Annotated in this window: 21 protein-coding genes and 1 CRISPR repeat array; of the genes, 10 read left to right on the top strand and 11 right to left on the bottom strand. The window is 49.1% G+C overall.

Annotated features, from left to right (window positions below; translation table 11 throughout):
- Nucleotides 1-22 precede the first annotated feature (22 nt).
- The 9 genes from ACWGKN_RS00105 (at nucleotide 23) to ACWGKN_RS00065 (ending at nucleotide 7,666) form a co-directional block, all read left to right on the top strand.
- On the top strand, nucleotides 23-319 hold the full coding sequence (locus ACWGKN_RS00105) for a hypothetical protein (protein ID WP_452094450.1): 297 nt from the start codon (nucleotides 23-25) through the stop codon (nucleotides 317-319).
- Nucleotides 320-633: 314 nt separating this feature from the next.
- Complete coding sequence (locus ACWGKN_RS00100) at nucleotides 634-1,131, top strand: Crp/Fnr family transcriptional regulator (RefSeq protein ID WP_035234830.1); 498 nt, start codon at nucleotides 634-636, stop codon at nucleotides 1,129-1,131.
- The gene (locus ACWGKN_RS00095; RefSeq protein WP_452094449.1) at nucleotides 1,122-1,640 is read left to right on the top strand and encodes a transposase; all 519 of its coding nucleotides are present in this window, start codon (nucleotides 1,122-1,124) and stop codon (nucleotides 1,638-1,640) included. The genes ACWGKN_RS00100 and ACWGKN_RS00095 overlap by 10 nt, the downstream gene beginning before the upstream one ends.
- A 23-nt stretch (nucleotides 1,641-1,663) precedes the next feature.
- Nucleotides 1,664-2,029 carry a hypothetical protein gene (locus ACWGKN_RS00090; protein WP_452094448.1) on the top strand — a complete coding sequence of 122 codons (366 nt, stop codon included), beginning with the start codon at nucleotides 1,664-1,666 and terminating at the stop codon, nucleotides 2,027-2,029.
- Nucleotides 2,030-2,031: 2 nt separating this feature from the next.
- Nucleotides 2,032-3,228 (top strand): ATP-binding protein, encoded by a 1,197-nt coding sequence (locus tag ACWGKN_RS00085; protein WP_035234826.1) that lies wholly within the window; start codon nucleotides 2,032-2,034, stop codon nucleotides 3,226-3,228.
- 2 nt (nucleotides 3,229-3,230) lie between these two features.
- A complete protein-coding gene (locus ACWGKN_RS00080) occupies nucleotides 3,231-4,424 on the top strand; it encodes a DUF4125 family protein (RefSeq protein ID WP_452094447.1) in 1,194 nt (397 codons plus the stop codon).
- The gene (locus ACWGKN_RS00075; RefSeq protein WP_035234824.1) at nucleotides 4,421-5,350 is read left to right on the top strand and encodes a DUF4037 domain-containing protein; all 930 of its coding nucleotides are present in this window, start codon (nucleotides 4,421-4,423) and stop codon (nucleotides 5,348-5,350) included. Before ACWGKN_RS00080 ends, ACWGKN_RS00075 begins: the two co-directional genes overlap by 4 nt.
- A 19-nt stretch (nucleotides 5,351-5,369) precedes the next feature.
- Nucleotides 5,370-6,287 (top strand): NAD-dependent epimerase/dehydratase family protein, encoded by a 918-nt coding sequence (locus ACWGKN_RS00070; protein ID WP_452094446.1) that lies wholly within the window; start codon nucleotides 5,370-5,372, stop codon nucleotides 6,285-6,287.
- A 338-nt stretch (nucleotides 6,288-6,625) separates the two neighbouring features.
- Nucleotides 6,626-7,666: a GntR family transcriptional regulator gene (locus ACWGKN_RS00065; protein WP_452094445.1), complete on the top strand. Its 1,041-nt coding sequence runs from the start codon at nucleotides 6,626-6,628 to the stop codon at nucleotides 7,664-7,666.
- A 120-nt stretch (nucleotides 7,667-7,786) separates the two neighbouring features.
- Here ACWGKN_RS00065 and ACWGKN_RS00060 read toward each other — a convergent pair whose 3' ends face one another.
- The 10 genes from ACWGKN_RS00060 to ACWGKN_RS00015 form a co-directional block, all read right to left on the bottom strand.
- Complete coding sequence (locus ACWGKN_RS00060; protein WP_452094444.1) at nucleotides 7,787-8,716, bottom strand: SphA family protein; 930 nt, start codon at nucleotides 8,714-8,716, stop codon at nucleotides 7,787-7,789.
- Nucleotides 8,717-8,995: 279 nt separating this feature from the next.
- Nucleotides 8,996-10,702 carry a vWA domain-containing protein gene (locus tag ACWGKN_RS00055; RefSeq protein WP_452094443.1) on the bottom strand — a complete coding sequence of 569 codons (1,707 nt, stop codon included), beginning with the start codon at nucleotides 10,700-10,702 and terminating at the stop codon, nucleotides 8,996-8,998.
- A gap of 123 nt (nucleotides 10,703-10,825) precedes the next feature.
- Complete coding sequence (locus ACWGKN_RS00050) at nucleotides 10,826-12,133, bottom strand: TRAP transporter large permease (protein WP_452094442.1); 1,308 nt, start codon at nucleotides 12,131-12,133, stop codon at nucleotides 10,826-10,828.
- A 14-nt stretch (nucleotides 12,134-12,147) separates the two neighbouring features.
- The gene (locus ACWGKN_RS00045; RefSeq protein WP_424254429.1) at nucleotides 12,148-12,651 is read right to left on the bottom strand and encodes a TRAP transporter small permease; all 504 of its coding nucleotides are present in this window, start codon (nucleotides 12,649-12,651) and stop codon (nucleotides 12,148-12,150) included.
- Nucleotides 12,652-12,719: 68 nt separating this feature from the next.
- Nucleotides 12,720-13,748 carry a TRAP transporter substrate-binding protein gene (locus tag ACWGKN_RS00040; protein ID WP_452094441.1) on the bottom strand — a complete coding sequence of 343 codons (1,029 nt, stop codon included), beginning with the start codon at nucleotides 13,746-13,748 and terminating at the stop codon, nucleotides 12,720-12,722.
- A 33-nt stretch (nucleotides 13,749-13,781) separates the two neighbouring features.
- Nucleotides 13,782-14,966: an IS701 family transposase gene (locus ACWGKN_RS00035; protein ID WP_452094440.1), complete on the bottom strand. Its 1,185-nt coding sequence runs from the start codon at nucleotides 14,964-14,966 to the stop codon at nucleotides 13,782-13,784.
- An 816-nt stretch (nucleotides 14,967-15,782) separates the two neighbouring features.
- Nucleotides 15,783-16,004, bottom strand: coding sequence for a benzylsuccinate synthase beta subunit family protein (locus tag ACWGKN_RS00030; protein ID WP_452094439.1), 222 nt, complete (start codon nucleotides 16,002-16,004; stop codon nucleotides 15,783-15,785).
- A 90-nt stretch (nucleotides 16,005-16,094) separates the two neighbouring features.
- The gene (locus tag ACWGKN_RS00025; RefSeq protein WP_035234754.1) at nucleotides 16,095-18,686 is read right to left on the bottom strand and encodes a glycyl radical protein; all 2,592 of its coding nucleotides are present in this window, start codon (nucleotides 18,684-18,686) and stop codon (nucleotides 16,095-16,097) included.
- Between the two features lie 20 nt (nucleotides 18,687-18,706).
- A complete protein-coding gene (locus tag ACWGKN_RS00020) occupies nucleotides 18,707-18,883 on the bottom strand; it encodes a benzylsuccinate synthase gamma subunit family protein (protein ID WP_035234756.1) in 177 nt (58 codons plus the stop codon).
- A gap of 84 nt (nucleotides 18,884-18,967) precedes the next feature.
- The gene (locus ACWGKN_RS00015) at nucleotides 18,968-19,990 is read right to left on the bottom strand and encodes a glycyl-radical enzyme activating protein (RefSeq protein ID WP_452094438.1); all 1,023 of its coding nucleotides are present in this window, start codon (nucleotides 19,988-19,990) and stop codon (nucleotides 18,968-18,970) included.
- Nucleotides 19,991-20,651: 661 nt separating this feature from the next.
- Between ACWGKN_RS00015 and ACWGKN_RS00010 the strand changes: the two genes are divergently transcribed.
- Nucleotides 20,652-21,752 (top strand): transposase, encoded by a 1,101-nt coding sequence (locus ACWGKN_RS00010; protein ID WP_452094437.1) that lies wholly within the window; start codon nucleotides 20,652-20,654, stop codon nucleotides 21,750-21,752.
- 202 nt (nucleotides 21,753-21,954) lie between these two features.
- Here ACWGKN_RS00010 and ACWGKN_RS00005 read toward each other — a convergent pair whose 3' ends face one another.
- Complete coding sequence (locus ACWGKN_RS00005; protein WP_452094436.1) at nucleotides 21,955-22,416, bottom strand: group II intron maturase-specific domain-containing protein; 462 nt, start codon at nucleotides 22,414-22,416, stop codon at nucleotides 21,955-21,957.
- A gap of 364 nt (nucleotides 22,417-22,780) precedes the next feature.
- A CRISPR array of direct repeats spans nucleotides 22,781-26,293; the repeat unit is 36 nt; unit sequence GTCTCAATCCCCTCTGATCGGGGCATTCGTTCCGGG.
- Nucleotides 26,294-26,360 lie beyond the last annotated feature (67 nt).

The raw sequence follows: 26,360 nt of genomic DNA, 5'->3' as shown, positions 1-26,360 counted from the left end.
TTAAACGAGAGGAGATCACCGTATGAATGTGTGGCGCAGGGCAGTTACAGGTGTCATTGGTGTGGCGGTAGGCGTTTCGGCTGCTCCGTCGGCTTTTGCCCTGGGGAATGGGTATACCCCGGGAACCGAGGGCGCCATGGGGGCGACGCTGCCGCCTCCCGGCTTTCATTACAAGCAGTACAATATTCTGGTGGACACGGATGAATTGCAGGACGAGGATGGGGATGATGCGGTAATCATGGGGCCAGGTGCAAAGGTCGATTTCAGTGCCAAGGTTTTTGCCCAGGTCCATCGATTTATCTATTCACCATCGGTGTGAAGCATCGGCTCTGCGCGGTGGATGACATCACCGTGGACGAGGCTCATAAAATTGTCACCACACCGGCTTACATGATCGGACCCGGAATCAGAGACGTATCTATGGGTGTTGAAAAACTGATCAAAAAAGTGCTCGCTCTGGCGTGAGCAGAAAAATAATCCCAAGACCTTCTGTGCATCATATACTAATTCCAATATACATTCAACATGGCAATATTTTGGTAAATATGTACATGTAATACATTATTAAATACCTTTTATAAGTATCAACATGAAAGCTAAGTGGAATAAGAACCGGGCAAACGCTGCCCAGAAATGAACGGTGAAAACATGGTAGAATCCTCAATTTTGAAGTCCCTCACTTTCTTTGATGAAATGTCGGATGACATGATCCGTCGCCTTGCTGACATTGCCAAGATCAGGGAATACAATGAAGGTGAACTTTTGGGCAAGCAGCGGCGAGAGGCCAAGCATATCAGCATGGTTCTTGAAGGCGAAATCAGCCTGGAATTTGAAAGCCTGACCGGGAAACTCGTTCGTGTGGAAACTATCGTTTCCGGTGGCACCATCGGTATCTCATCCCTGATCGAGATAGAAGATAAAACGTATATGTCCGATGCGCGGGCGCTCGTCTCCCCAACCCGAGTGTTGGAATTTTTAGCCTCTGATTTAATGCTGTTGTTTTACCAGGATTTTGAGCTGGGCTTTCTATTCATGCGCCAGATCGCAAGAGTCGCCAAACGTCGTTTGATGTATCGTACTCATCTTATCCCTCAAATATTGGCTCTTCCGAAAAATGATACATGGACATAAAAAGGATTGAAAAAGGACATGGCACGAGACAGGTTGTTTGTTGTCGAGGCAATCTGCCATCCGTCGACATCGTCTACGATCATTATCATATCAGCGCCATGATCAATCGTGCGGTTGATGACCTGCGCCGGCAGGAGCATCACCAGGCTGAAAACGAGCAAAAACAGGTGATGCAGGGAAGCCGTGTTCTACTGTTCCGAAATTATGAGACCCTTGGTGCTGACAGCCAGGATCGGCTGCAATCGCTTCTGGAAGTCAATCAAGCACCGCTGACAATGTATACGATGAAGGACCAGCTCAGATCATTTTGGACGCTTCCCAACAGAAAAGATCCCTCTTCTTTTCTGTACACGTGGTGTTTCGATGCCATGGATTCCTGCGTCAAACAGTTGGTGAGGATCGGATTGACTCTGACCAGATATCGTAATGGCATCCTCAATTATTTTTCCCATCCCATTACCAATGCTGTAGCCGAAGTGTTGAACAAGAGGCCGATATCGGTCAGATAAATCTTCTGCCCAAAGATGGCCATGTGGAAAAAATGTGCATCGTCAAAGATGGTTCGCCATGGTTGTGGGAAGGTATGAATAGGCATTTGCTGGATCCAACAAAAGACCCCACCAGGACCGTCATGGAGACCGGAAAGACGTTGGGCATCAATGATATCTGGGCAGCCTCGTGTAACCGCCGCAACCCATTTTTAGATCATTTCCTTCCCATGGATCTATACTGCGTGGAGTCGATAAAAAAGCCCGTGGCCAGCAGCATGATGATCATGCACATAAAACGTGGCAACGATGTGTTTTGCACAATCGATTTGAGCCGCTACCGAGAAAAACCAGCTTTCGAATCGATAACCAGCCAGTCGAGGCATTCATCAGTCGTTACGGCTCGCTGATCATGGATTATATTCTGGATATCAAGAATCGCACGGCCATTTGCATCGCCCATCAGAAACTCCAAATTCTGGCACGACTGATCGCCTCTAACGAGCCGGTTGACTACACTGACACGGTGACCGCTTATCGGGCTCTCTCTTCGGCCGATCTCGGAATGGCTTTTTTTCGTCGCGGAGATCGGTACGGTCTCGCCGACCTGATTCTGGTGGCCTGGCAAGGCACCGAAGTACAGGAAGTTTACTTCCCTAAGTTCATTCCATCCACGGACAGCATTCTTTGTGACAGCACGGACGTTTCCTATCCCTTTGAAGGCCAGGGCGAGGATCAACGGATGTGCCGCTTTCGGGAACGAGTGCAAAATTATGCTGGTATCAAAAAAAAAGAGCAACGTTTTCTGATGGAATGCATCGATAAAATTCGCTCATACGTCATTTATCCTCTGCATTTGCTCAATCAGGACCTAGGTGCCGTCTGCCTTGCCTCGCGTCGACCGCAGTTCTGGGACTACCTGCGCATGAATCCATTTCTCTCGCTTTATAATTCCCTACTTAAATCCTTGCTATTGAACGAATGGACCGTTACTCACCTCTCAGAAATAAGTCTGCGCGTTGACAATCCCGGGATTCACAGCTTGGATGCCTTGAAAATGGCACTGGCCAAAAATCATCCAGCTGTTCTTTTAGATGAATCCGTGGCTCGTTCGATTTCCGGCCTTGATTTACTTTTGGCTAAGCTTCACGAACAGGTCGACATCTTGAAATTTTGTCCGAAAAATATCCGGCTATCGACCTGGTTACGAGCATTTTTCAGGCAAAAAATGGCCTACTATCCCAAGTTGGAGATCCATATCGAGCCCAAGACCGACCTGGCGGCTAACCACCTGACGAGGGCCAGCCATGAGCAGTTGGAAACCATCTTCGAGAATCTGTTTGCCAATAGCCAGCGGGCTATCCATACGCGGCAGGAACGGGAACAATCGGTTGTCGGCCGGATAACTGTAACCCTTTTGGGAAAAAAAGATCAGATCGCCATCACATTCCAGGACAATGGTGACACCTACCCGGTCGTCTCCGGTCGTGGGCAGATGCAGGTAAAAAGAATCATAAAAGCTCTTGGTGGTCATTTCCGAATATACAAAGAACCGTATCGGGTCTATCTCTCCTTCCCATCTTTTGCATCTAACCAAATGGAGGATTGATCATGAAGGGAAAAAATGTGACAGCGCATGAATCCGACTCAATACAAGTGGGAGGAATCATGAATCTTCAGCAAAACTGTATTCAGAAGATCATCAAGCTAGAATGGGCGATGTTTCAGAAGGTTCGAAGCCTTGCTCCGGCCACTTGTCAGAGCAACCCCAACGCCTTTACTCGCATTCGCGGGGCAATTTTTCGGCAATGGCCTTTTGATGTCTTGGCAGCTTATCTCGAGTACTTGGAGGCCGCACAAAGAGAGGGGCGGAATTTATTGACTGAGAAATATGCTCGTATGGATAATAAGATCGGCGCGATCACCGACCATCCTCGGCTTAATGATATCGTCGATATCGAGACGCAGTGGCAGCAACAGATTAGGGATCGCTATCCCGCCTTGTATCGGCGGGTATGCCGTGATACTAATCTGGAGGATAACGGTAGTAATTTCAGTGTTTATCTTCGGTGCGAACTTGAGACATACGGTGAAAAGGCCATTGGACATTATTATGAATGGGTAAAAAGAGGACACAAAAAGGGTGAAAACCATGCCATTGCCATGCTGCAAGAATTGGTTCAGGCCGAAGGTTTTCTGAGTATCGAACAGGCAGAAAACTATTTCAGGAAAGATCCCCTGGCCTGGATTCAGATCAAAATGCGCGCTGCCGATTTTAGCATCAGCGAGCATGTGATCCGCTTCATCACCGCCAGGATCATTACGCTTAACGAGATTGAGACCGCCATCGCTAATGGCAAGATTACAAAAATCCACTATAACCATAAGAAATTGGAGAGCTGGCTGGTCACAGGCAACGCCAATGGTAAAGCTCTTTCTGTTCTATGTGCTCAGGTGAATGAAGATCACCTGGCCGTTTTATTGACCTTTTTAGTGATCCCGCCGCAATGGGAAGAGCTGGCTTGTTCCACCATGATTCAGGAGGCAGTCATGTCACAGGAGATAAAACAGTGTTATTTCTGCGGTGGAGAAGTCACACCCATCGTGATGGGCAACTTTGACTACCGTTTAGAGGGCAACTTGTATGTGGTCAAGAATGTTCCCGGTGGTCTCTGCCGGGAGTGTGGTGAAAAATATGTCAGCGCCGACACCGCCAAAATATTGAACGAACTGGTGCTTAGCGGTGATGGTCAGGAAACCGAATCGATAAACGTTCTTAGCTACCCGTCAGACAGCTTCAAATGAATGGCTTGGCGCTCTCCGAAGCCTATTTCCTGGCCTACGGAATACCAATGATCCAGGAAGGGTTTCCTGAGTTAAAAGGACGTATCGCCGCAGGATTGGTCGGTTACGGATCAGATTGTTTTGGTTTTGACGACAAAATTTCGCAGGATCATGACTGGGGACCGGGATTTTGCCTGTGGCTCGACAAAGCCGATTATGCCGTTGCCAGGTATCAGCTCCAAGCAGCCTATGACGCACTGCCTGATCGCTATCAGGGCTTTGGGCGGATGGAAAGTGCGTGGGGCCAAAACCGGGTCGGTGTTTTAGAAATTGGCGAATTTTACAAAACGTTTATCGGGATGAGCGATGCCCCAACGGATCCAATGAAATGGCTGCTTATTCCGGAAGAGAATCTGGCGGCCTGCACCAACGGCAAAGTTTTCTGCGATGCCTGTGGTACCTTCTCCGGCATCCGTAAGCGACTCCTGGATTACTACCCTGAAGATGTCCGTCTGAAAAGGATTGCCGGTCGGCTCATGTCAGCCGCACAGTCGGGACAGTATAATTTTGCCCGATGCAGCAAGAGAAAAGCAGCATATCCATCCCGCCATGCTTTGATCCGGTTTTGTGACGATGTCCTCAGGCTGGTTTTTCTGCTGAACCGTCAATTTTGTCCATTTTATAAATGGTGCGAGATGGCTGCTCAATTGCTTCCGATTCTTGGCGTTTCTGTAACGCGAAGGATTGAACAATTGCTTACCAGCCGGAACAATCAGCAAATCATACAACTCATCGAGTGTATTTGCGTGATGCTTATTGACGAACTGAAAGCCCAGGGGCTTAGCAACAGCTCCAGCGATTTCCTTCTCGATCATGGCCCGATTGTGCAGGCACAGATTCAAAGTGAAAGGATAAGGAAATTGACGGTCTGGTATGCCGGAGCATGAACTATGTCAGAGAGAAATCATGAAAAACATCCTGGTGATTGGTGGTAGCTATTTTGCGGGAAGAGTTCTTCTCGAACTGTTAGTTCGTGTACCAGGATACCAGGTTTATGTGTTCAATCGCGGGAAAATTCCGCTTGGATGGCAAGGTATTCATGAGATCAAGGGGGATCGCGATATTCCCGCCGATCTCCTGACAATCCCAAGTCAAAAATGGGATGCGGTTGTCGACTTCTGCGGTTACACCCCGCAACATATTGTCGATTGTATCAAATATATACCCGGCACGATCAATCATTACATTTTTATCAGCACCACATCCGTATATGCCCAAAATTCGACCATACCTCTAGTGGAGGAAGCGCAGAAAGTTAAGGCATCTAATCCGGGGTTGGGCGATTATGCAGATTATGGTTTGGACAAGTGGAACGCCGAGTGTGCCTTAAAAGAAGAGTGCCATAAAAAGTCCATCGACCATACGATTCTACGGCCCGCCATCATCTTTGGACGCTACAATTACGCCCCCAGAGAATTCTTCCTGTTCGAACAAATCATCAAGGGCTATCCTTTAATAATCCCCGAAACTATCCCGCCTGTGCGCTTCAGCTTCGCCTGGGTGGTGGATCTGGCGCGGATCATTTATTACTGTTTGCAGAATGAGTCCGTACGAGGAAAATGCTTCAATATCGCCGGTCCCGAGATGGTCTCTTACTCTGACCTGATCGCTGTGCTGGAGAAAAACTGTGGTAGGACACTCAAGACAATACAGATGTCCGTTGCGCAAATCATTCGCCAGAACGTTCAACTGCCCTTTCCTCCCGATCTCGATCTGCTTTATGACGGTTCGGCAATTAATCAGATCATCGGAGATGCGTACACACCTTTTGCAAAAGCCATGGACGCCACTTGGCGATATTATATGACCCTGCTCAATAGGTGATGTCTGTCCCTTGGCAACGATTGTTTATTTCCGGTTGCTCAACCGGTCTTTTGTATCTCCCTGACACCACCAGACAATCCGTGCTTCTGCTCGGTTATAATTCCCATAAAACAATAAGATTACAGTGCTGCCAAGGCACTCTCGAACCGACCATTCCAACTGGCAAGTCTTTTCATATCATCTCTGACGATTGGCATTGCTGAACAACCGGATTGCTTAAAGGGGAACTCCTCTCTAAAAAATTACGGCTTGACGACATGCCGAGAAAAAAGTATTGTTATCATTGGTGATTTATGTTGGTAGTCAAATTTTTCCGGTTCAACAAGGTCATCTATTGATTGTCGGCCCTGGCATTTGTCTCTCCTTATATGTGGACTTTGCCAACAATAGAGGATACTGATCATTCTTTCTATACAAAGATAATGATAACAAGCAGTCGTAATTCATACCAATCATCAACCGATTTTGCCTACAAGAGTATTCTGAAGTGGATTTTATCCGGCAAAGTCATAGGGGGACAACATTTGAAATATGCCGATCTGGAAAAGCAGCTTGGCATTAGCAAGACTCCTATTATTAGCGCACTTAACCAGCTCGAAGATAAAGGAATTATAAATTATATCAAACATCGAGGTTATTTTGTAGCCGAAATTGATTTTAAAAAACAGGGAGAAATTTTAGTTACAGAAGACTATCCTGACGTTGGAAACCTCAAAACACCGGCAATGAACGATATTTTCTCACCGATATCGCTTCAAAGCGTTGTTTATGAAAAGATTAAAGACATGATTCGCACATTGAAAGTGGTGCCGGGACAAAAGCTGGTTTACAGCGATCTTGAAAAGAAATTTGGTATCAGCAAAACGCCCATCATTAATGCCCTTTCAAAACTGGAACGTGATGGATACGTTCATATTAAAAAAAATGTGGGCTGCTATGTAAAGGACATCCAACCGGAGGTGATTGCCGAAGTAATGGAAGCTCGTAGCTGTCTTGAAATTTCGAATGTTGATTTTGTGATGAGAGAGTTGACGAATGCTGATTTGACCCAACTGGAAGCACTTCAGGCACGCTATCGCTCCCATAATACGACTAGATTCGATAATGCCAAAATGACTGCCAATGCCGACTTTCACATCCATCTGGCCCAAATGGGTCGGAATCGGTTTATGGTCAAGTCCATTGAGAATATTTACGAGTGGATTGGATTATGGATCCGTCTGGATTTGCTGCCGGCAGAAAGGATCATAGCTTCAGAGAACGAGCATGATGAGATGATTGAAGCACTTCACCGGCGGGATGCCGACCTGCTGAAGTTAATCCTGCAAAAACATCTAACAGCGGCTATCCAATATTATTTGCCAAGACATCTTAATTAAGTCGTATTCCATGCTTATCCCCAACCCAAAATGGGTCGGGCATCACCAGGACAAAAGAGTAGACTTAGTGCCCCTATGCCGGTGATGCCCCGATGTTCCATGGCTATTTGATTCCTATAGCTACCACGATTTCGTCAAGGTCAGGACAAACTGGGATCCCTGAACAGTGTTTTCCGCCCCGAACTCCCGCATTGCTCTTAGATTGACCTGGAACAGCGTCGGTGGCAGCCAGAACATATTTATCTCTGCTCCCAAGGCATAAGCTGTCTTGCGTTCATCGGCAAACGAATTGGGACCATCGTCACTGTCATCTTCAAGCTGCCAATAGGCGCATCCTGCGAGCCCCGGGCGGATAGAAAATTTGTTGTTGAGCACGATTTCCTTGCCCAGGCCGTACTCAACGACAAATTCTGATCCTGGGGTCACATTTGTCTCATCCTGCTCAGTGTTTACGAGAGTGCGCGTCAGGGCGCTGAAAGACCACGCGCGCTTCTCGTCGAAATAGACGGTGCCCCCCAGCGTCATCATCCCCGACCAGTAGCCGAGACCGGGAGATGCCAGCTTTTTAGACTCGTATTCACCTGTTGGGGCAATGGCCGCCAGGGCAAAAACAGCATCCCAGCGCGGCTTATGCCAGGCCAAGCCAAAAAATTCAAAAACCGTATCGCCCAGGGCGAGGGACTGGCTGTCCGTATAGTTGCCCAGGGTGAGTTCCTTGTCGACAATCGGGACGATTATATCGTAGAAGTAGTCGGCACCGAGTATCTTTTTTTCGGTAACATGTACAAACCGCTGGACCGATGAGAAGACCTCAAGGTCCAGACCGACGTCCAGCTCGTTGCCGTTATCGTCCTTCAACGTGGTGGGATTATACCAAGTGTTGTACATTCGGTAATGAAAACCCGTTGGGGGTACCGTTCCAGCAAGTACCCCCTCGCCACCGAAGGGGTAATGCGACCCCATCGTGGCTGCTTCGGCTGAGAAGCTGCCCAAGATTAAAAACAATGCTCCGCATCCGGCAAAAATCATCCGTTGAATTTGTTTGGCCATTATTGTCAATTCTCCCTCTCAGATTTTTGTTATTGTAGCTGTCATCAAAAGCCTTTAATTCTATTTGGTTACAATTTTCTGTTCGCCCTCTCTCATTGTTGTTGATCCCAACCATGGTGCAGCAATTCCCATTTTAAATCAGTCGTCGAGTCTTGTTGTTAAAGTCTGAAAAAACTGACATATAATGATAGTCGATATTTGACTATGTTCTGATCACTCATTAAAAATCGATCGATTTGAGCAGAATTCAGATTGTCCAACACCAGGGAGGGTGATCTATCACATGCTATGCCGCAGCTGGTTTCCGAACAGATGTGGCAATTCATTCAGGTTGTCGACAAACTGAACGAGCTTACCATATTCATTTCGGAGGGATTGCTTACTGGAAGGATTGCAGGCAATTCCGATGGTCAACAAGTTGATCTGTCTCTTTTCCAAGAACCGGAGTGCTTCTTTCACGCCGCACCCCCAATTGGAAGCACCGTCGGTGATATGAATGATTCTGGGTTTTTTATTATTTCTTTTCAGTTTGAGGGCTGCAGCAATCAGCACTTCACCCGAAGCGGTTCGCCCATGCGGCAAAACTGTGTAGAACTTTTTTGAACTGTAAATTTCAGTCAAACGGCATTTGTCTTTAACCTCGTTATAGGCGAATATCCGAGCATTTTTATTGAATGCCTGAATTGCCGAAAAAAGCGTTTGGGATATGGTCTGGGCTTGATTCCATTTGTTGGGATCGGCCATTGATCCGGTGGCATCAAGAACGACCATCATTTCGCTCAACAACTCAAACTGGTTCTTTTTGGACAGAAATGCCTTGCCCGTAGTCTGGGCACGATACAGGCGCCGGCTATCGATCTTCCCTGAAGCCAGACCCCGATTGTAGATCGTCCTCCGTTGTGAGTTGGATTTGACGATTTGTTTCAACTTGAGCAGAAGCTGATTGTCGATCATGTCGGTGGACTCCATGACGATATCGTTTCCCATGATTTCCACCACGTCATCCTTGTTGTGCACATGAGTCCGGACTTCATCGGTATAATCCGGCTTTTTCTCATCGACGTGAAATTGCATCTTTTGAATAAGGCTGGCAACTGCTTCCTTGTTTTTTTCTTCAATCTCGTCATCGACCTCTGGTTGCGGTTCTTGACGGAGCATAAACGGATCAGAAATATCGCATGGCCAGAATTTGATAAATTCGAGAAGTTCAGGCCAGATTGACTCATAAAGACTCAATCGATAATTCCCCCGCTCCGTCACACCATAAATCTTCGTGCAATTATGAATCATGGGACCCACGATAGAATTCAGCAGTGCGAGTGGTTTGGCATACAATTTTGTAAGATCTATTCTGGCATCCATCATGATTTTTGATCTGTCCACATATGCTTTCTTATATGCGTCACCGCTTCGATCTGCCGCTATTTTCCACCAGATATGCAACAACTCGCTCACTGTGGGCGGCGTTAGAAACCACTTTTCTTTTTCGCTGCATTCCCAATTTCTGGCGGCTTCAGTGTAAATCCCCAGTGGCTTGATGTTGGATAGGCAATCCAGATATACTTTCTCGCACATGTCAAAAAAAAGATTGAACTTATACAAATATGGCGGTGGCAACTTAATCTTCGATTGGATGTTCTTCTTGATCCGATCACTCCACTCTATTTTTTCAAAAGCTTTGCGGACGGTGATTCCCACCATTATATCGGTTTTTTTAGCGGGAACAGGGTAGGTTCCCATGACTAATGTAGGGTCAAGGGCTATCCCATCCTTATATTCCATGCCGGTCCAGACAATACTGCCCAAGTTGTGGCGGCTAATGCAGGATGCAACTTTTCTCAACCCGGTAAGCAGCTTAGCCAATTCCAAGGCCTCTGACGTCGAAGTATTTTTTCTCCAGAAAGCCGAGTAACCTTCATTTCCGGCAAAACAAAATCGGTCGATAGGATGGTTCCCCGGCTTTGCATCATCACAATCAAGATTCATAGTTTTCTGCTCTTTTGTTCAATTGGCGTACAGATCGGATAGCACCAATCGTATCCTGCCTGAAACTATCTGAGGTACGCCTACATAAATCAAAGTGCGACTTCTGTGGTCTGATAACTCAGCTCAACGCATCATATGGGCGGGAATCCAGGTTGCCAGAAGCGGGAATAAGGCGATAACAACCAATAACATTAAATACAAAGCCATAAACGGCCAACTGCCGCGGATGACAATGGAAAGATTGCTGGAAAATCCCAACCCTTTAGCAACGCCATCGACTGCATACAGATTGAGACCGACAGGAGGTGTCAACAGTCCAACCTCAATGTTTATAACCATTAAGACTGCGTACCAAATCAAGTCTAATTTATAGCTCAAAAGTGTGGGCAGAATCACAGGGATCATGATCAGCATGATTGAGGCCCCTTCAAGGAAACAGCCTAATATCATGATGATGACCATTGTGGCAAGTATAAACACCCAGGGCGAGAAGTCGCTGGCAACGAAAAAATCACTAATCGCACGACCTAAACCGAGCTGAGTTACCGCATTACCGAAAAGCACGGCGCCACAGATTATGAATGTAACCATCACCGTCCCCGTGAGGGCTTCCTTTAAGATCGGAATGATATCCTTTAGTCCGATGGTACGATAGATAAAAATGCTCACAACAAATGCCCACATAGCGCCCAAAGCTGCGATTTCAGTGGGGGTGGCAAGGCCAGCATAAAGAGGCACTAAGATACCGACCGGAATCAGCACCGCCCAAATCCCTTCTTTTAACGCAACCCACTTCTCACCCCAGGTAGCAGGTTCGACTTTCTTGCGGTCGGGCTGACGAAGATAGGCCCATGCCACGTAAAAAGAAAAGATGATTACAGCTATGATGCCCGGAATAACTCCTGCCATAAACAGCTTTCCTGCTGATTCCCGGACAAAGGCGCTGTATACAATCATCGGAACACTGGGTGGTATGAGGATACCCAAAGCACCACCCGCTACACAGATCCCCACTGCCAAGGAAAAACTGTAACCGTACTTCAACAAGTTATTGATAGCAAAAGAACCGACCATGGCGGCAACGGCCACACTGGTGCCGCACATGGCGGCTAAAACAGCACAAGTCAGGACGGTGGCAATACCGAGGCCTCCGGGGATCTGCCGCAGAAAGACATCGAAGAGTCTATACAGTTTCTCTCCGACCCCACCTTTTGCCAAAACGGTACCCATTAGGATGAACAGTGGGATTGCAAGCAGAATGAAATCATTGAGGGTGTCAAATAGAACCTTTGCCGAGACCACCATCGCCCCATTGCCGGTGAGCGCATAGAGACCTGCCATTCCGGCAAACCCCAGAGCGACCGGCACAGGCGTGCCAATCAGCAGAAGGAATATCATCAGGGTAGCGGGTATAATTATTATAAAATCCATTCTCTCTTGCCTCCCTATTTTTCAGTGTCAAAGCTGTTCTGAACATTCGGATGACGTATTTTTTTCCATGCCTTGACGACACCAACCATGGACTCAAGACCGAAAAGAACAAAACTCAATGGCAGGATCATTTGCAGTATATAAATAGGCCATCCCAGAAGAGGGGTTACCCGATGTACCTGATAAGAGACACTTACGAGATAAAGGCCTTTCCAAATGATAAGAATACTGAACAGTAGGCAAGCAATGTCCCCAATCATAAACATGATGGCTTCATTACGGGGCGATAACTTGCGTGTGATGATATCGACCCGTACGTGTCTTCCTTCCCTTAAAACATACCCGATCCCGAGAAAAGTGACCCAAACTGCACCATAGCCGCTCAGTTCATCAACAAAGTGAAGATAGCCTCCCAACATGCGGACAATAACCCCACTGATTATGGATAAAAACAAAAATCCCAGCAGGATAGCGCCAGCCGTATGAGCTGCCTTCGATATTTTCTCTATGCGTTCCATCCGTAACCCTTCATCTATCTTGGGACCACTCTTTGCTTGCGATTTATAAGAGGAGCATCGGTTCGGGTTTAATGCTTCATCATTTGGATTTCTTTGATATCTGCCAAAGATTGAGGACTATCCTTATAAATTTCCTGAATGAGTTTTTCGAGATCGCCTTTCCAGAGCTTCATTTCTTCCGAGTTTGGTCGGTAGATCGTAATCTTCAGTTCTTCGGCCTGCTTAAAAATTTCATCGTTACTCTCTTTTGCACGGGCCAGGCTATTGCTTTCTACTTTTTTGCCAGCATCTATCATAGTTTGCTGTTGATCTTCCGGGAGTTGATCAAAGAAATCCTTATTGATAAATATCGTGGATACTACTACACCAAGGGGGAATATCGTTTGATAAGGTGCTACCTCGTAATACTTTCTTTCCACATTCGACATGATGGAAGAAAGATTTGACTGGATAACACCACGCTGCAGTGCCATATATACTTCTGATCCACTTAAAAAAGTGGGATTCATTCCCCAGCTTTTCCAGAGTGCTGCGGATTCAGGACCGAGGACACGTGAAGTCATTCCTTTAGCATCTGCAGGAACTTTGAGTAGCTTAACGGAAGTAATCCCTTGTTGTTCTACCGACCAGAGAATGTAGGCTAAGACCTTGATATTTTTCTTCGCCAGTTCTACGTCAAGCCTCTGCCGGACAGAGCTGTTGAAGACTTTGGCCAGCATGTCCGAACTGTCAAATAAGAATGGACAATCGAAGATACCCATTTCCGGTACAATTCTTGCTAAATTAAAACTATAACCTTGAGCCGACTCAATTGAGCCTGTCATCACTGCCTCGATAGCATCAGCATCCTTAAAAAGCTGAGCCGACGGATATATCTGGATTTTCAAGCCACTATTCTCTTTCATTGACAGGTCGGCCCAATCCTTGAGTTGATTCGAAATATAGGTATTTTCCGGCAAACCGTGGCTAAAACGAATCATTGTTTCCTTTCGAGGTGCTTGGGATGATTGATCCCCTCCGTTTGCACTTATTGAAGGCAGCATCACAACGATTACAAGCAATAATAGGCACTTTTTCATGACCTTTATCTTATTCATATCTTACTCCTTTCTTAACTGAAGTTTGGAGTTTCATAACCAAATCGTTCTCGAAACGGTGGACGACGTATTCTTGGTCATTTTGTTCTTTGATACGACACAATCTGGTGGTTTCGAAAGATTTACATCTTCCAGGCCGTGCTCCGGATACTGGAATTTTCGCCATTTCGGGTTCCACCATGACCGAATCCGAACATTGCCGAAAATCAACTGCAGCCCGAGCCGAACCAGACCGGCAGTGACTTGGTCTTTTTTGCGCCATGGAGTCAATCCCAGCAGTGGCTGTACTTGCTCACCGCAATAGGTTGCCAGCAATTGCGGCAGGCGTGACTTGCTGAGAAAACCTTCTTCAGACTCGAACTGCATCCAGACTGCCCGAACCTTGCGTCCTTTCAGAAAGCGGGCAAGACATACGGTGCTCCGGTAGCGAACCCATTGCCATTTCCCGTAGAGGAAATCCCGCTGCCGGTGTTCAGGGAGCAGAGCAACCCGTGCTGCTGTATAGCGATCCCCGTATTTCCGTGGCCGGCCCCTACCGCGTTTTGGTGTTGGAGCATCATACAGAGCGGTATCCCGTCGGACCTGGCCGATGGAATGAAATCCGAGCGTCTCTGCCTGATCGAGATACAAACGCTTCATGTACCAGGAATCCACCAGTGTACAGGCTTTGACACTGTTGAAAACCGGGGCGACAATTTTCAGCAGCAGTACGGCGGCATCGAGTTTGGTCCGGGTTGTACCGGGCCGCATCAAGCGTGACAACAGGGGAACCGCCGCATGCTTCATGCCGCAACCGATAGACGGTGCCATACTGACCCAGCATTGTCCCCGGGCATACTTCGAACGATTGGTCTTGGCGCCATGCTGCCTGTAGATCGCACTGCCGGGTGCCTTCTTCGAGGCCCGGTAGACGAGTGTGTCGTCAAAGATCAGGTAACAGACAGGTTGCGGGAAAAATGTCACAACCAATCCGGCCAATTGCACCCCAAGTGCAACCCACGACCATTTCCCCTGCTGAAGCCACTTGTAGTAGGCGGTCCAGCTACGCAGGGGTTTGATCGCCAGCCAGGCTTCGGTAACAAAGCCGGCTGGGGTAATCATCGCTCCGACCAGCAGTTCGATAAAGGTCGGAACGGAACGAATCGGTAGAGCCCTGGCGAGAAATGTGATACTTTCAAGCAGGGTTCTGGGGATAGTCGCGTATTCCTTGTCGCCCATAGCGGCCTCCGGAAGAAGTGGTTGATCTTTTCTTCTAGAGGCCGCGCTTTCTCAGCGAATTCTGCCGAGAAAGCGCGTCTGCCGCCGATCTGTTGTCATGTCAATAGCTTATTTGTGTGTTTATACGTTTTTACCGCGTTTTGATTTTGCGGGGTTTAAAAACGTAGTTTCTGAAACTCTGATATGGCTGTCAAAGTCAATAAAGTAAAAGAGAACCGTTCCTTGCTTATAAGGGTTCGTTGTTGCGTATAAATCCCAGGGCAAAGGCAGAGACGGGATCCTGTGGCGACGTTTGATCACTCTGATATACGCGGGTTTGGTTACCGCATGACTTGGCTTCATCGCGGAGTTGCCTCTCTCTAAAAGCTGAAGTTCGGCCAAAGCCTTATTCGAATAGAATTGTCGAGGATTCATTCTCCTTAACGTGATCGCGTCTCCGTCTCTGACCCGGGAAGGTTGTAGTTTTTTCGTTCGTAGTCTCCTGTACGCAATAAATAGATTTGTCGGTTTTGTCTATTGCCTGTCAATCTACCCCCGAGGGAGCTGTCGATCTTGCTGATGTGAGAATGGGCTCCTCGTAAAAGCTCGTCGGAGCAGCAGCAAGATCGACAGCGGGTTTGATCCCCGGGTTCTTAAAGGTCTGAATTTGATCGAACCCATTCATAAATCGTAACGATGATTCGAATGGCAAGAAATCGAAATATATTATTTCATTTTAATTATTTAAGCCGAGTCATCGTTACAATCGTCCGGGAATTTAGGATCAACACACTACACGCTCCGACATGGGGTTGTGACCACATTGAACATTGTTCGTTATACATGTTCCCTGAAACTCAATTTACCTTCTTCATGTTTTGAGCATGTCATATTAAGGACATCCCTGATCCAGCGTTTCCAGATGGAACCCATCTGTGTCCGGTTAACGGTGCATTGCCCTCGAGCCGGGTTGGTCGGATCGGATATATGCCATTTGCATTTCACGCACGGCTTTACCGTACCTTCGGCCAAGTGAAGTTGACTGTCAACAACTGCCATTGTAGGCCTCCTTATTGTGTTTTTTAACGACTGCCATTAAAAGCTTTTCATCCGAACCCGTCTTGTAATAAACGTGCACCGGGTGATCTATCAATTTAATTCGAGATTAAGAAATTCGAAGTCCTCGGCGCCGAACTGCTGCTCAGTGCGAGCGATAATCGTATTCTGTCCGTAAGTCGGGAGGTCCACGAAACGAGCGCTGAATCCTGCCACCCTGACGATGAGGTCCTGGTGCTTTTCCGGATCTTTTTGGGCCGCCTTCATTTCAGCCGTGCTCACAACATTGAACTGCACGTGATCGATATGCAGATCATGCCAGGTATCCATATAGGAGTGCCAGATATCGAAGCCGTGCTTGCTGCGCATCATGGGAACCGACAACCGCTGGTTGAGCAGGTTCGCCTTCTGGTTTTCCTGGACTTTGGAGACCGATTTCAGGACTGCCGTCGGACCTTTCTTGTCCGTGCCGAAGTAGGGGGAGATTCCGCCGTCGTCAGCGGCCTCTCCGCCGTAGCGGCCATCCGGGGTTGGGCCGGTACGCGAGCCGACTTCCATGTAAAGGCCGACACCCTGCCCGACGGGCATTACCGGCCCGCCGGAGTAGTTCGTCACCTTCTTCATCTCGCCGCCGATGATCTCTTCGTAGTATCTCTTGATGACCGCATCCGCGTACTCGTCATCATTTCCCCACTTTGGAGCGTTCTTGAAGTCCTTCTGCATCTGTTCGAAGCCTTCCCAGTTGACCTTCAATGCTTCCATCAACTGCTTCATCGTATATTTTTTGTCGTCATAGATGAGCTTCTTGATGGCCACCAGAGAGTTTCCGCCCACGACGGTGGTGATGGGGTTATGCCAACCGTTGGGCTGCTCGGACAGAGAACACGCCTCCCGCCCAAGTTCCATGCACCCGTCGTCAATGCTGGATACAAAGGGAAGCTGGAGATAGTGGCCCTCCATGTAACGGCTCACGTCCTTGGCGCGAATCACGAGACTGATAGTGTAGGCGTACTGCTTTTTGAAGGCATCCCATAGTTGTTCGAAAGTCTCGAAGTCCTCGGCATACCCCGTCTCGGGACCGAGTTGCATGTCAGAATAAGACCAGTCGTAGCCGTTGGTCAGCGTGATTTCTAAAATCTTGCTGGGGAAGATGGAGCCGCCGCCTTCCGAGCGAGTCTTCATAGTCTTTCTTCTGCCGACGAGTCCGGGCGACATGCACAAGACTAGGCCCCAGTCATGGGCTTCTTCATCCGTAGCACCGTTGCCGTTCAAGCTGAACTGGGCGTAATATTTCATCTGTTCGGTGCCGATTTCGTCGTGTTTGATGGAGGGATATCCCAGTCCGTCCCGAATGCACTCGAACACGTGGTAGAGAGTCTTTACACGATTTTTCTTGGAATATCTGAAAACCATGGAGGGCTCGGTGGTCCGGATGTTTCTCGCACCCTCGAGAATGGCATCCGTCATGTCGTTGCAGCCGTCGGAACCATCCCTGTTGGTGCCGCCGATTGTAAGTATGAAAAGATCATTGGAGCCGGGGAATATTTCCCTGTACCCCCTGGACTTGCCCGCGCCGTGCTCGGAGATCTTCAGTCGTTCCATCTCGACCATTTCCACCGCATCCGCATACGTCATGGGCTGGAATGACTTGTTGATGACGCTGGTCTGGTAGTAAGGCCACAGGACCTTGTCTTCCTTGTGCGCATAGCCGCTGGCGTACCTTTCGATGCCGTGGCAGATGAGATAAGTGTACCACTTTACCTGAAAAGCATCCTTCAACCCTTTGCAAGGTTCCGCGGGGACTCGGCGGCTGATTTCTGCCATTTCGAACAACTCTTCCTTCCTTGCCGGGTCCGTTTCAAAGTTTTCCGCTACGATTTTGCACAGTCTCGCATGTCGTTTTGCCCAGATGATAACCGCCTTGTCCGCGATTACCATGGCTTCCCAATTGTCGATCTTGCTGATCCAGTCGAGCCCCTTTGTCCCGTCCCACGGCTGCTTGGACATTTCGGCCTTTGCGTCACGAATATGCCCTTCTGCCAAATCGATCCGCTTCAGAAGACCATCCTCCAGCACGGTTTCGTATGGAGGAACAATGCTGTTGTAGCCGTGGGCGAAGGATGGCGCCTCCATGGTGCTGACCTGGTACATCCGTGTTAAATCAATGGGATCGAAATATTTTTCGCACTTTGACTGCAAGCTGTAAGGCTTCCAGTAGTTGTTGATCTCTTCCGCTTCGGCCGCCGGCTGCGGCGAATAATCGCTTTGCAGGTAGTCCTTGACGTTCATGTAGGAAAGTTCGGGATAAAGCGGGAACATATTGGGATCTTCGGCATGATAGCCGATTATGAATTCGTCCTGCTGCACGACAACCGTTCCCTTGGTCAACACGGCCGCCAGTTGCAGCGCGCGACGAATGACCTCGGGCTTCCCACGCGACTCCTTGTGCGATTCGGTGATGAGCCGCATTCTCTCGATGCCGGCCCTGGTTCCTTTTTCGACAAACTCACCAGCCGAGGCGTGCTTCCACCGGCAGCGCCCCTTCAATCTCCTGGTTCTGTCGGTGGACGGCGCAAACAGATGTTCGTGCAGTTCCTCGTCCGGTATATCAGCTTCTTTGGGATTAGCCGGGGTAAAGTTGATAACCTTGCCTCTGTACTCGATAGGCTGAGCCAGTGTTGTCATATTGCACTCCTTTTTTTCGATTAGGAACGTTTCCGATAATTCTGGCAGGTTTCGGTATTTTCGAATACCGGCTTGGAAAGCCAATATTTGCCCTTTTGGTCCTTGTGCTCCGTAACACAGTCGGCCTTGCCCGGTTCAAAATCATCCTCACCCTCGGGCACCCGGAAAAAGAAAGCACATCCTTCGCACGTTGCCATTGCAAATCCTCCTTTTGTATGGAAATTATCGCGTACAAAAATAGATCACACCATGTGGTACAGTTAATTGCCTACCTCTCTTTGTTACGGTTTCTCTCCTTTGTCACCTCCCATCCCCACCAAGCCCCCGACAGTCACGCTGGCAATGCCGACCATAACAAGCATTTGGACAAGTTCTTTCATCTGCCCAACGGATTTATCTTTTACTCCTTTATATTGGTATGTTCGTGAGAGGCCAAGAAAATCATATTTCCCGGCGGCATAGGAATGGAACGGAAGAATATCTACGCCTATCAGCTTTTCTGCATACGGGGTAAGGAAATCGACGTATGCCTGGTAATCGCCAGCCGTGTCGTTAAATCCCGGGATGATGGGCAGATGGATTCGCACATTAGCCCCATTTTCGATCAGTAGTTTGATATTCTCCAGGATGGGTTCCAGGGGCCAGCCAATCACCTGACGATGTTTCACAGGATCCATTGATTTGATATCGACAATGAAAAGATCGATCGCACTTAATAGCGGACGGATAACCTCGAAATCCGGGAAACAACTGGTTTCCATAGCCACATGTACCCCTTCCTGCTTGAGCCTTTGGGAAAGTGTCAGGGCAAAATCGGCAAAGAACAGTGGATCGCCGCCGCTCAAGGTTACACCACCGCCGGAGTTCTTGTAAAACGGTTGGTCGGAGAGACATTCCCGCAGGATCTCGTCCATCGTCAGGAGGTGGCCGACAGTCTCTCTGGCACCACTAGGGCAGGCATCGACGCAGCTCATGCAGAGCGTGCATTTATCCCGGTCGATTGCAATACTGGCTGTTCCTTCCGGCCCGATTAGCATTGTGCACGCCTCTTCTGGGCAGACGTCTATGCATCGACCACATCCCGTACAGAGGTTGGCGTGGTAGTATAAATCTTTTTTTCTGCTTTGGGTTTCCGGGTTGTGACACCAGGGGCAATGAAGCGGGCACCCCTTAAAAAAGATGGTTGTTCGGATGCCCGGCCCATCCTGCAGGCAGAACCGCTGAATCTCGGTAATAAGGGGTGTCTTTGTGGCTGATTTTCGAAGAAGAGTTATTGCCTTTCCTTCTTTTGTGTTTCTCATCATTGCCACACACCTTATTTCGTCAAATGTATCTTTGGTATTACCCAAAAAAGCAACGATCAGGCTTCAAACCAATCGTCACTATCTGAAGAAGATTTCTGTTAGTGTCCGTCAAAAATTAACATGAACATTTTATGCCGATTGCATAGTTCCATTCGCCGTGGAACGAAGCTTTTGTCAGGTTGACCGTTTCCAGTTCCTCATCACCAATCTGTGTTTGTTCAAATTATATGTGGACAGACACTTAGTCGATTCTCCTACAACTGAAAGATTTCTTTGATCGCCAATTCGAATTCTTTGGGCGACCGGTCTGCCGAGTGACTGGAAAACCGAGTCTCTTTATGCCTGGAGATTGTTAATATCAGCTGTTTCACTAGTTTTGACCTTCGCCGATATCAGACAGAAGGTGCGCTGATGTTTTTAAGACATTCACGCATTGTGTGAAATGATCGTAATACGATATCAGATCTAGTGTCAACAATAAAAAAGAAGCTGAACATCAAAAAAATAAATATGACCTGAGGCTTTTGCAAAACTCCTTGAAAGGGAGCGAGGAAGAGTGGGCGACAGAACGAAAAAATGATGATAATATATTGAAATAATTGAGCTTCATGTGATTTTCCGGTACATTTTGTTTACCAACAAAGAAAACCGGAGAATCAGCATGAAGCTCGAAGAGAAAGTATCATGGTTGATGGGGAGATTACAACGAAGTTTGTTTCCCCAACTTGAACAATGTTGTGTTTCTCCACTCTCCGAGCAAGAGAAACACCTGGTAAAGGTCCTTGAGGTCATTGAAATAGAGCGCCATATTCCGAAGAATCAGCAGTGGACAGGTCGACCAGCGGCAGAACGCCGAGCGATTGGCCGCAGTTTTGTGGCTAAAGCGGTGTTAGGCTATCCACATACCAGGAGTCTCATCAATGAGCTGCGTGCCCGCCCCAATCTCCGCCTCATCTGCGGTTTTACCAAACAACGGGACATCCCGTCGGAATCGACGTTCTCACGAGCTTTTGCCGATTTTGCCAGCTGTGAACTGGGCGCGGTGGTTCACGACACGCTGGTGCAGGATTATTTACAAGGAGAATTGATCGGCCATGTCAGCCGAGATTCCACAGCGATCATTGGTCGGGAAAAAGCGGCGAGGAAGGAAAAGATGGTGAAAGTCCCGCGCAAACGGGGGCGGCCGGCCAAAGGAGAGCAACGTCCACCGGCAGAAGAGAAACGGTTGGACCGCCAGGTACGGCAGGAGCCGGCCGTAGCGCTTGCCGAATTGCCAACGGTCTGCAATCGCGGCACCAAGAGAAATGCCAAGGGCTGCCAGGAAAGCTGGAATGGCTACAAACTTCATGCCGATGTCAACGACACCATGTTACCCCTGAGTGTTTTTTTGACATCAGCCTCGGTACACGACAGCCAGGTGGCGATACCCCTGATGAAGCAGACCAGTTCCAAGGTAACCTACTGCCATGATTTGATGGATGCTGCGTATGACGCACGGCAGATATGGGAACAGAGTCGGGAACCGGGTCATGTAGCGATAATCGACCGAAATCCGAGGCATGGAGAAGTCCTGCCGATGAGTACTCACACGGCGAAACGATACAACGAGCGTAGTTCCGTAGAGCGGTTCAATGGGAGGCTCGAAGAGGAATTCGGCGGGCGCACTGTCATGGTTCGCGGTCCCGCCAAGGTGATGATGCATTTGATGTTTGGTGTTGTCGCGCTGTTTGCCGATCAGCTTATCAGATTGACGGGGTACTGACGGCGATAAACGACAACCTTACTTTGTCGAGTAGACCGACTTCTCCACAAGGAACAACGCTTTCACCAATTGGCTTTTCAGAACGCCTCGCCGCACGCGGCTACTACGTGCATCGATGACAAGCAGCATTCTCTGTGTTGAAGCAAGCCCCTCACAGAACCGTGCTTGCGCTATTCACGCACACGGCTCCTCATCATCGCTTTCACCTCGATTCGAACAGATTCACCAGGATCAGCGGTCTCGGCAATGGAAACTTGTTCAGAAATTGCCTGAACTTTTCCAGCGTCATGCTGCCACGCTTCCCGCGATGGTCAAGCCACTTGAAGAGCAATAGGCGAACAGCGTGAACATATCGACCAATCCCGTGCGAATTGTCTGTGACCCCATAATACGCAATGTGTCCGCGGACCTTGGCCACAACAGTTTTCATCAGCTCGGGAACCGGACTCGTTCGGTTCGCCTTCAGCCATTCTTTCAACGCCAACAACTTGGCCTTGAATTTCTTCCGAGAGGTCAGGCGTTTCATCCGGAATCGCCGGCCATTTCGCGTTCGGCTGCAGTAGTGCGTCAATCCCAGAAAATCGAAGGTCTGAGCTTTCTCACCCCTCCTCCGGGCCTTGGAATCGGCCAAAGGGCCAAACTCCAAAACCTTGGTCTTCTCCACCGCTACTTCCAAGCCGAAGCGCCCCAGCCGCTCCTCCAGGTCTGCCCGAAATCGTCGTGCATCGCTTTCTCTTTGAAAGCACACCACACGTCGAGTAGCCCGAGGGAACCACCCCCTCGGGCTCTCACAGAACCGGACGTGAACGTCTCCGCTCATCCGGCTCCTATCATCCAGCCGTTGCAAAACGGCTTTGCTTGTTTCAATCAAATCCTCCTGTTCCCAGTTGTTTTCCTTACTCCAAGCTGAATGATGCTCCCCCTTCGCTCCAATTCCATTACAGAACCTTTATCGCTACTACGGGTCGCTCCGCCCCTGTGCTCCGCTTCGGTACTCTCATGCTCATGGGACCTCCACTTTTCAGTCCGTCTCAATCCCCTCTGATCGGGGCATTCGTTCCGGGATAAAGATGATGCATTCTTCGAGTTCCTCGAAGAACTGTCTCAATCCCCTCTGATCGGGGCATTCGTTCCGGGAACGCTGTGGTGATCTGGAATGTGATGGATATTCCGTCTCAATCCCCTCTGATCGGGGCATTCGTTCCGGGTCATGGATATCTGGCTGGAAAACAGATGCGGGCTCTGTCTCAATCCCCTCTGATCGGGGCATTCGTTCCGGGGTTTCGATCGATGATGGTGACGGGGAGGGTTTCTTCATGTCTCAATCCCCTCTGATCGGGGCATTCGTTCCGGGGAAATTCCTTACCAAAAAGCGTTATATCGGGACTAGGTCTCAATCCCCTCTGATCGGGGCATTCGTTCCGGGCAATCAAAGGAGAATCATCATGACACTCGCAAAGAAGTCTCAATCCCCTCTGATCGGGGCATTCGTTCCGGGATACTCTGGGGAAAGGATACCTGGAAAAGTAGAGCAGTCTCAATCCCCTCTGATCGGGGCATTCGTTCCGGGACTTGGTGTTCAACAGGTTATTCGACCTGTTCCTTCGTCTCAATCCCCTCTGATCGGGGCATTCGTTCCGGGTCACATGGCCATCTGGAAGAATCCCGTATACGGCAAAGTCTCAATCCCCTCTGATCGGGGCATTCGTTCCGGGATGATGGAAACCGTAGACTCAGCCACCAGGACCGTGTCTCAATCCCCTCTGATCGGGGCATTCGTTCCGGGGAATTCGTGGTGGATTAGCGTAACAGGAATACTTGAGTCTCAATCCCCTCTGATCGGGGCATTCGTTCCGGGTGAAGTGGATGGAAAACCGGGAATTCCCGGCTGGAAGTCTCAATCCCCTCTGATCGGGGCATTCGTTCCGGGGCAACCGCCTTTCTCAATAAGTCGAGAAAAGCTTGTGTCTCAATCCCCTCTGATCGGGGCATTCGTTCCGGGTACTCATTTTTTCGATATGAAAGAAACGGAAAGGAAGTCTCAATCCCCTCTGATCGGGGCATTCGTTCCGGGAGATAGCAAAATAAAACTGATGGCGGATAGCATACCGTCTCAATCCCCTCTGATCGGGGCATTCGTTCCGGGCAAATCGTTGTAGTCCTCGAAGGAGGACTGGTATCCGTCTCAATCCCCTCTGATCGGGGCATTCGTTCCGGGTCTCTTAAAACTAATGAGGTGATAAATGAAGATGACAGTCTCAATCCCCTCTGATCGGGGCATTCGTTCCGGGCTATTGTTCTTATAAATGATTGAGATCGTCAAAACTGTCTCAATCCCCTCTGATCGGGGCATTCGTTCCGGGATAAGCACATTATTTCGTTCGCCAAACCAAAGATCGGGTCTCAATCCCCTCTGATCGGGGCATTCGTTCCGGGAGTAATAGTGGCTTTGGCCATGCTCTCATCACATACGTCTCAATCCCCTCTGATCGGGGCATTCGTTCCGGGTAAAAACTCAAAATTGACCTGAGTTGGCGATACTCCGTCTCAATCCCCTCTGATCGGGGCATTCGTTCCGGGTCAGAGTGCTGGGACGATAACAGTCGTCCCCCTTAAAGTCTCAATCCCCTCTGATCGGGGCATTCGTTCCGGGCGGATCAAGGCGATGCTCCTGAAGGATATTAAGCCAAGTCTCAATCCCCTCTGATCGGGGCATTCGTTCCGGGCAAGTATTTCAATCCGCAGGAAGAGATGCTGATCCGGTCTCAATCCCCTCTGATCGGGGCATTCGTTCCGGGTCAAAGTCAAAGTAAAAACCATTACCATGGGCAATGGGTCTCAATCCCCTCTGATCGGGGCATTCGTTCCGGGAATGGAAAAGACATTGTCAATAATGTGGTCGGTAAGTCTCAATCCCCTCTGATCGGGGCATTCGTTCCGGGAAGAAACGAGGGACCAGGTTAAATGGATAGTATCAGTCTCAATCCCCTCTGATCGGGGCATTCGTTCCGGGAAAGATCAGCCCTCGAAGGGACCGCACAAGCTGTTGGTCTCAATCCCCTCTGATCGGGGCATTCGTTCCGGGTGCTGCTCCTGCTGCCGGCTATGGCGCTCCTGGCAGTCTCAATCCCCTCTGATCGGGGCATTCGTTCCGGGGTTCATGATGTGCGGTAGGTGCAAGCACAAGGACCCGAAGTCTCAATCCCCTCTGATCGGGGCATTCGTTCCGGGGCATTGCTTAAGATCCCACTACTGGTTGCATGCAGCAGTCTCAATCCCCTCTGATCGGGGCATTCGTTCCGGGTGCTGCTCCTGCTGCCGGCTATGGCGCTCCTGGCAGTCTCAATCCCCTCTGATCGGGGCATTCGTTCCGGGGTTCATGATGTGCGGTAGGTGCAAGCACAAGGACCCGAAGTCTCAATCCCCTCTGATCGGGGCATTCGTTCCGGGGCATTGCTTAAGATCCCACTACTGGTTGCATGCAGCAGTCTCAATCCCCTCTGATCGGGGCATTCGTTCCGGGATGTTACGCTCAAAGCCATTGTCGGCCGTGTCATTTATGTCTCAATCCCCTCTGATCGGGGCATTCGTTCCGGGTATCAGGACAGTACGGTCTCGACAAAGAACCCTATGGTCTCAATCCCCTCTGATCGGGGCATTCGTTCCGGGGCAACTGGGACATGCGGCATTGTGAGAGCTACGGGCTGTCTCAATCCCCTCTGATCGGGGCATTCGTTCCGGGAACTAAAAAGGAGATAAACACATGGAAAGTAAATGTAAGTCTCAATCCCCTCTGATCGGGGCATTCGTTCCGGGCGTGACGGAAAGACATGGTGCTGTCTGAAACCCTACGTCTCAATCCCCTCTGATCGGGGCATTCGTTCCGGGATGACAGAGAAAAACCACTAACTAAGAGGAACTTAAGTCTCAATCCCCTCTGATCGGGGCATTCGTTCCGGGCTATAATATCTTCAGTGGCTGTTACATCAAAAAGAAGTCTCAATCCCCTCTGATCGGGGCATTCGTTCCGGGATAAACATTATGGTTCTTTTTGTTCTATTAGTGGCGTCTCAATCCCCTCTGATCGGGGCATTCGTTCCGGGAACGGTGCAGTGCCAGAAGGGTTTGAGGTTCATCACAGTCTCAATCCCCTCTGATCGGGGCATTCGTTCCGGGAGTTCTTCAAGGTGGAGGATCGGAAGTGAAAATAGAAAGTCTCAATCCCCTCTGATCGGGGCATTCGTTCCGGGTATGGGTCCGTGGGTACGCCCCGTCCATCGGATGGGGTCTCAATCCCCTCTGATCGGGGCATTCGTTCCGGGGATTGATGCAGCGAATGCACTGGGTGTCACCAAAGAGTCTCAATCCCCTCTGATCGGGGCATTCGTTCCGGGACAAACTGGAGGTGCCAAGATGACCAAAGAAGAATGTGTCTCAATCCCCTCTGATCGGGGCATTCGTTCCGGGCCTTGTCAGCGGGAGACATTGGAGCAGACCATGAGAGAGTCTCAATCCCCTCTGATCGGGGCATTCGTTCCGGGAAAGGTACAGGATCAATAGTCGCTCCTGTCAGTCAGTCTCAATCCCCTCTGATCGGGGCATTCGTTC

The organism is Desulfoprunum sp., from assembly GCF_053613775.1.
Note: the sequence above shows the minus strand (reverse complement) of the source record. Positions and strands in the feature narration are given on the sequence as shown.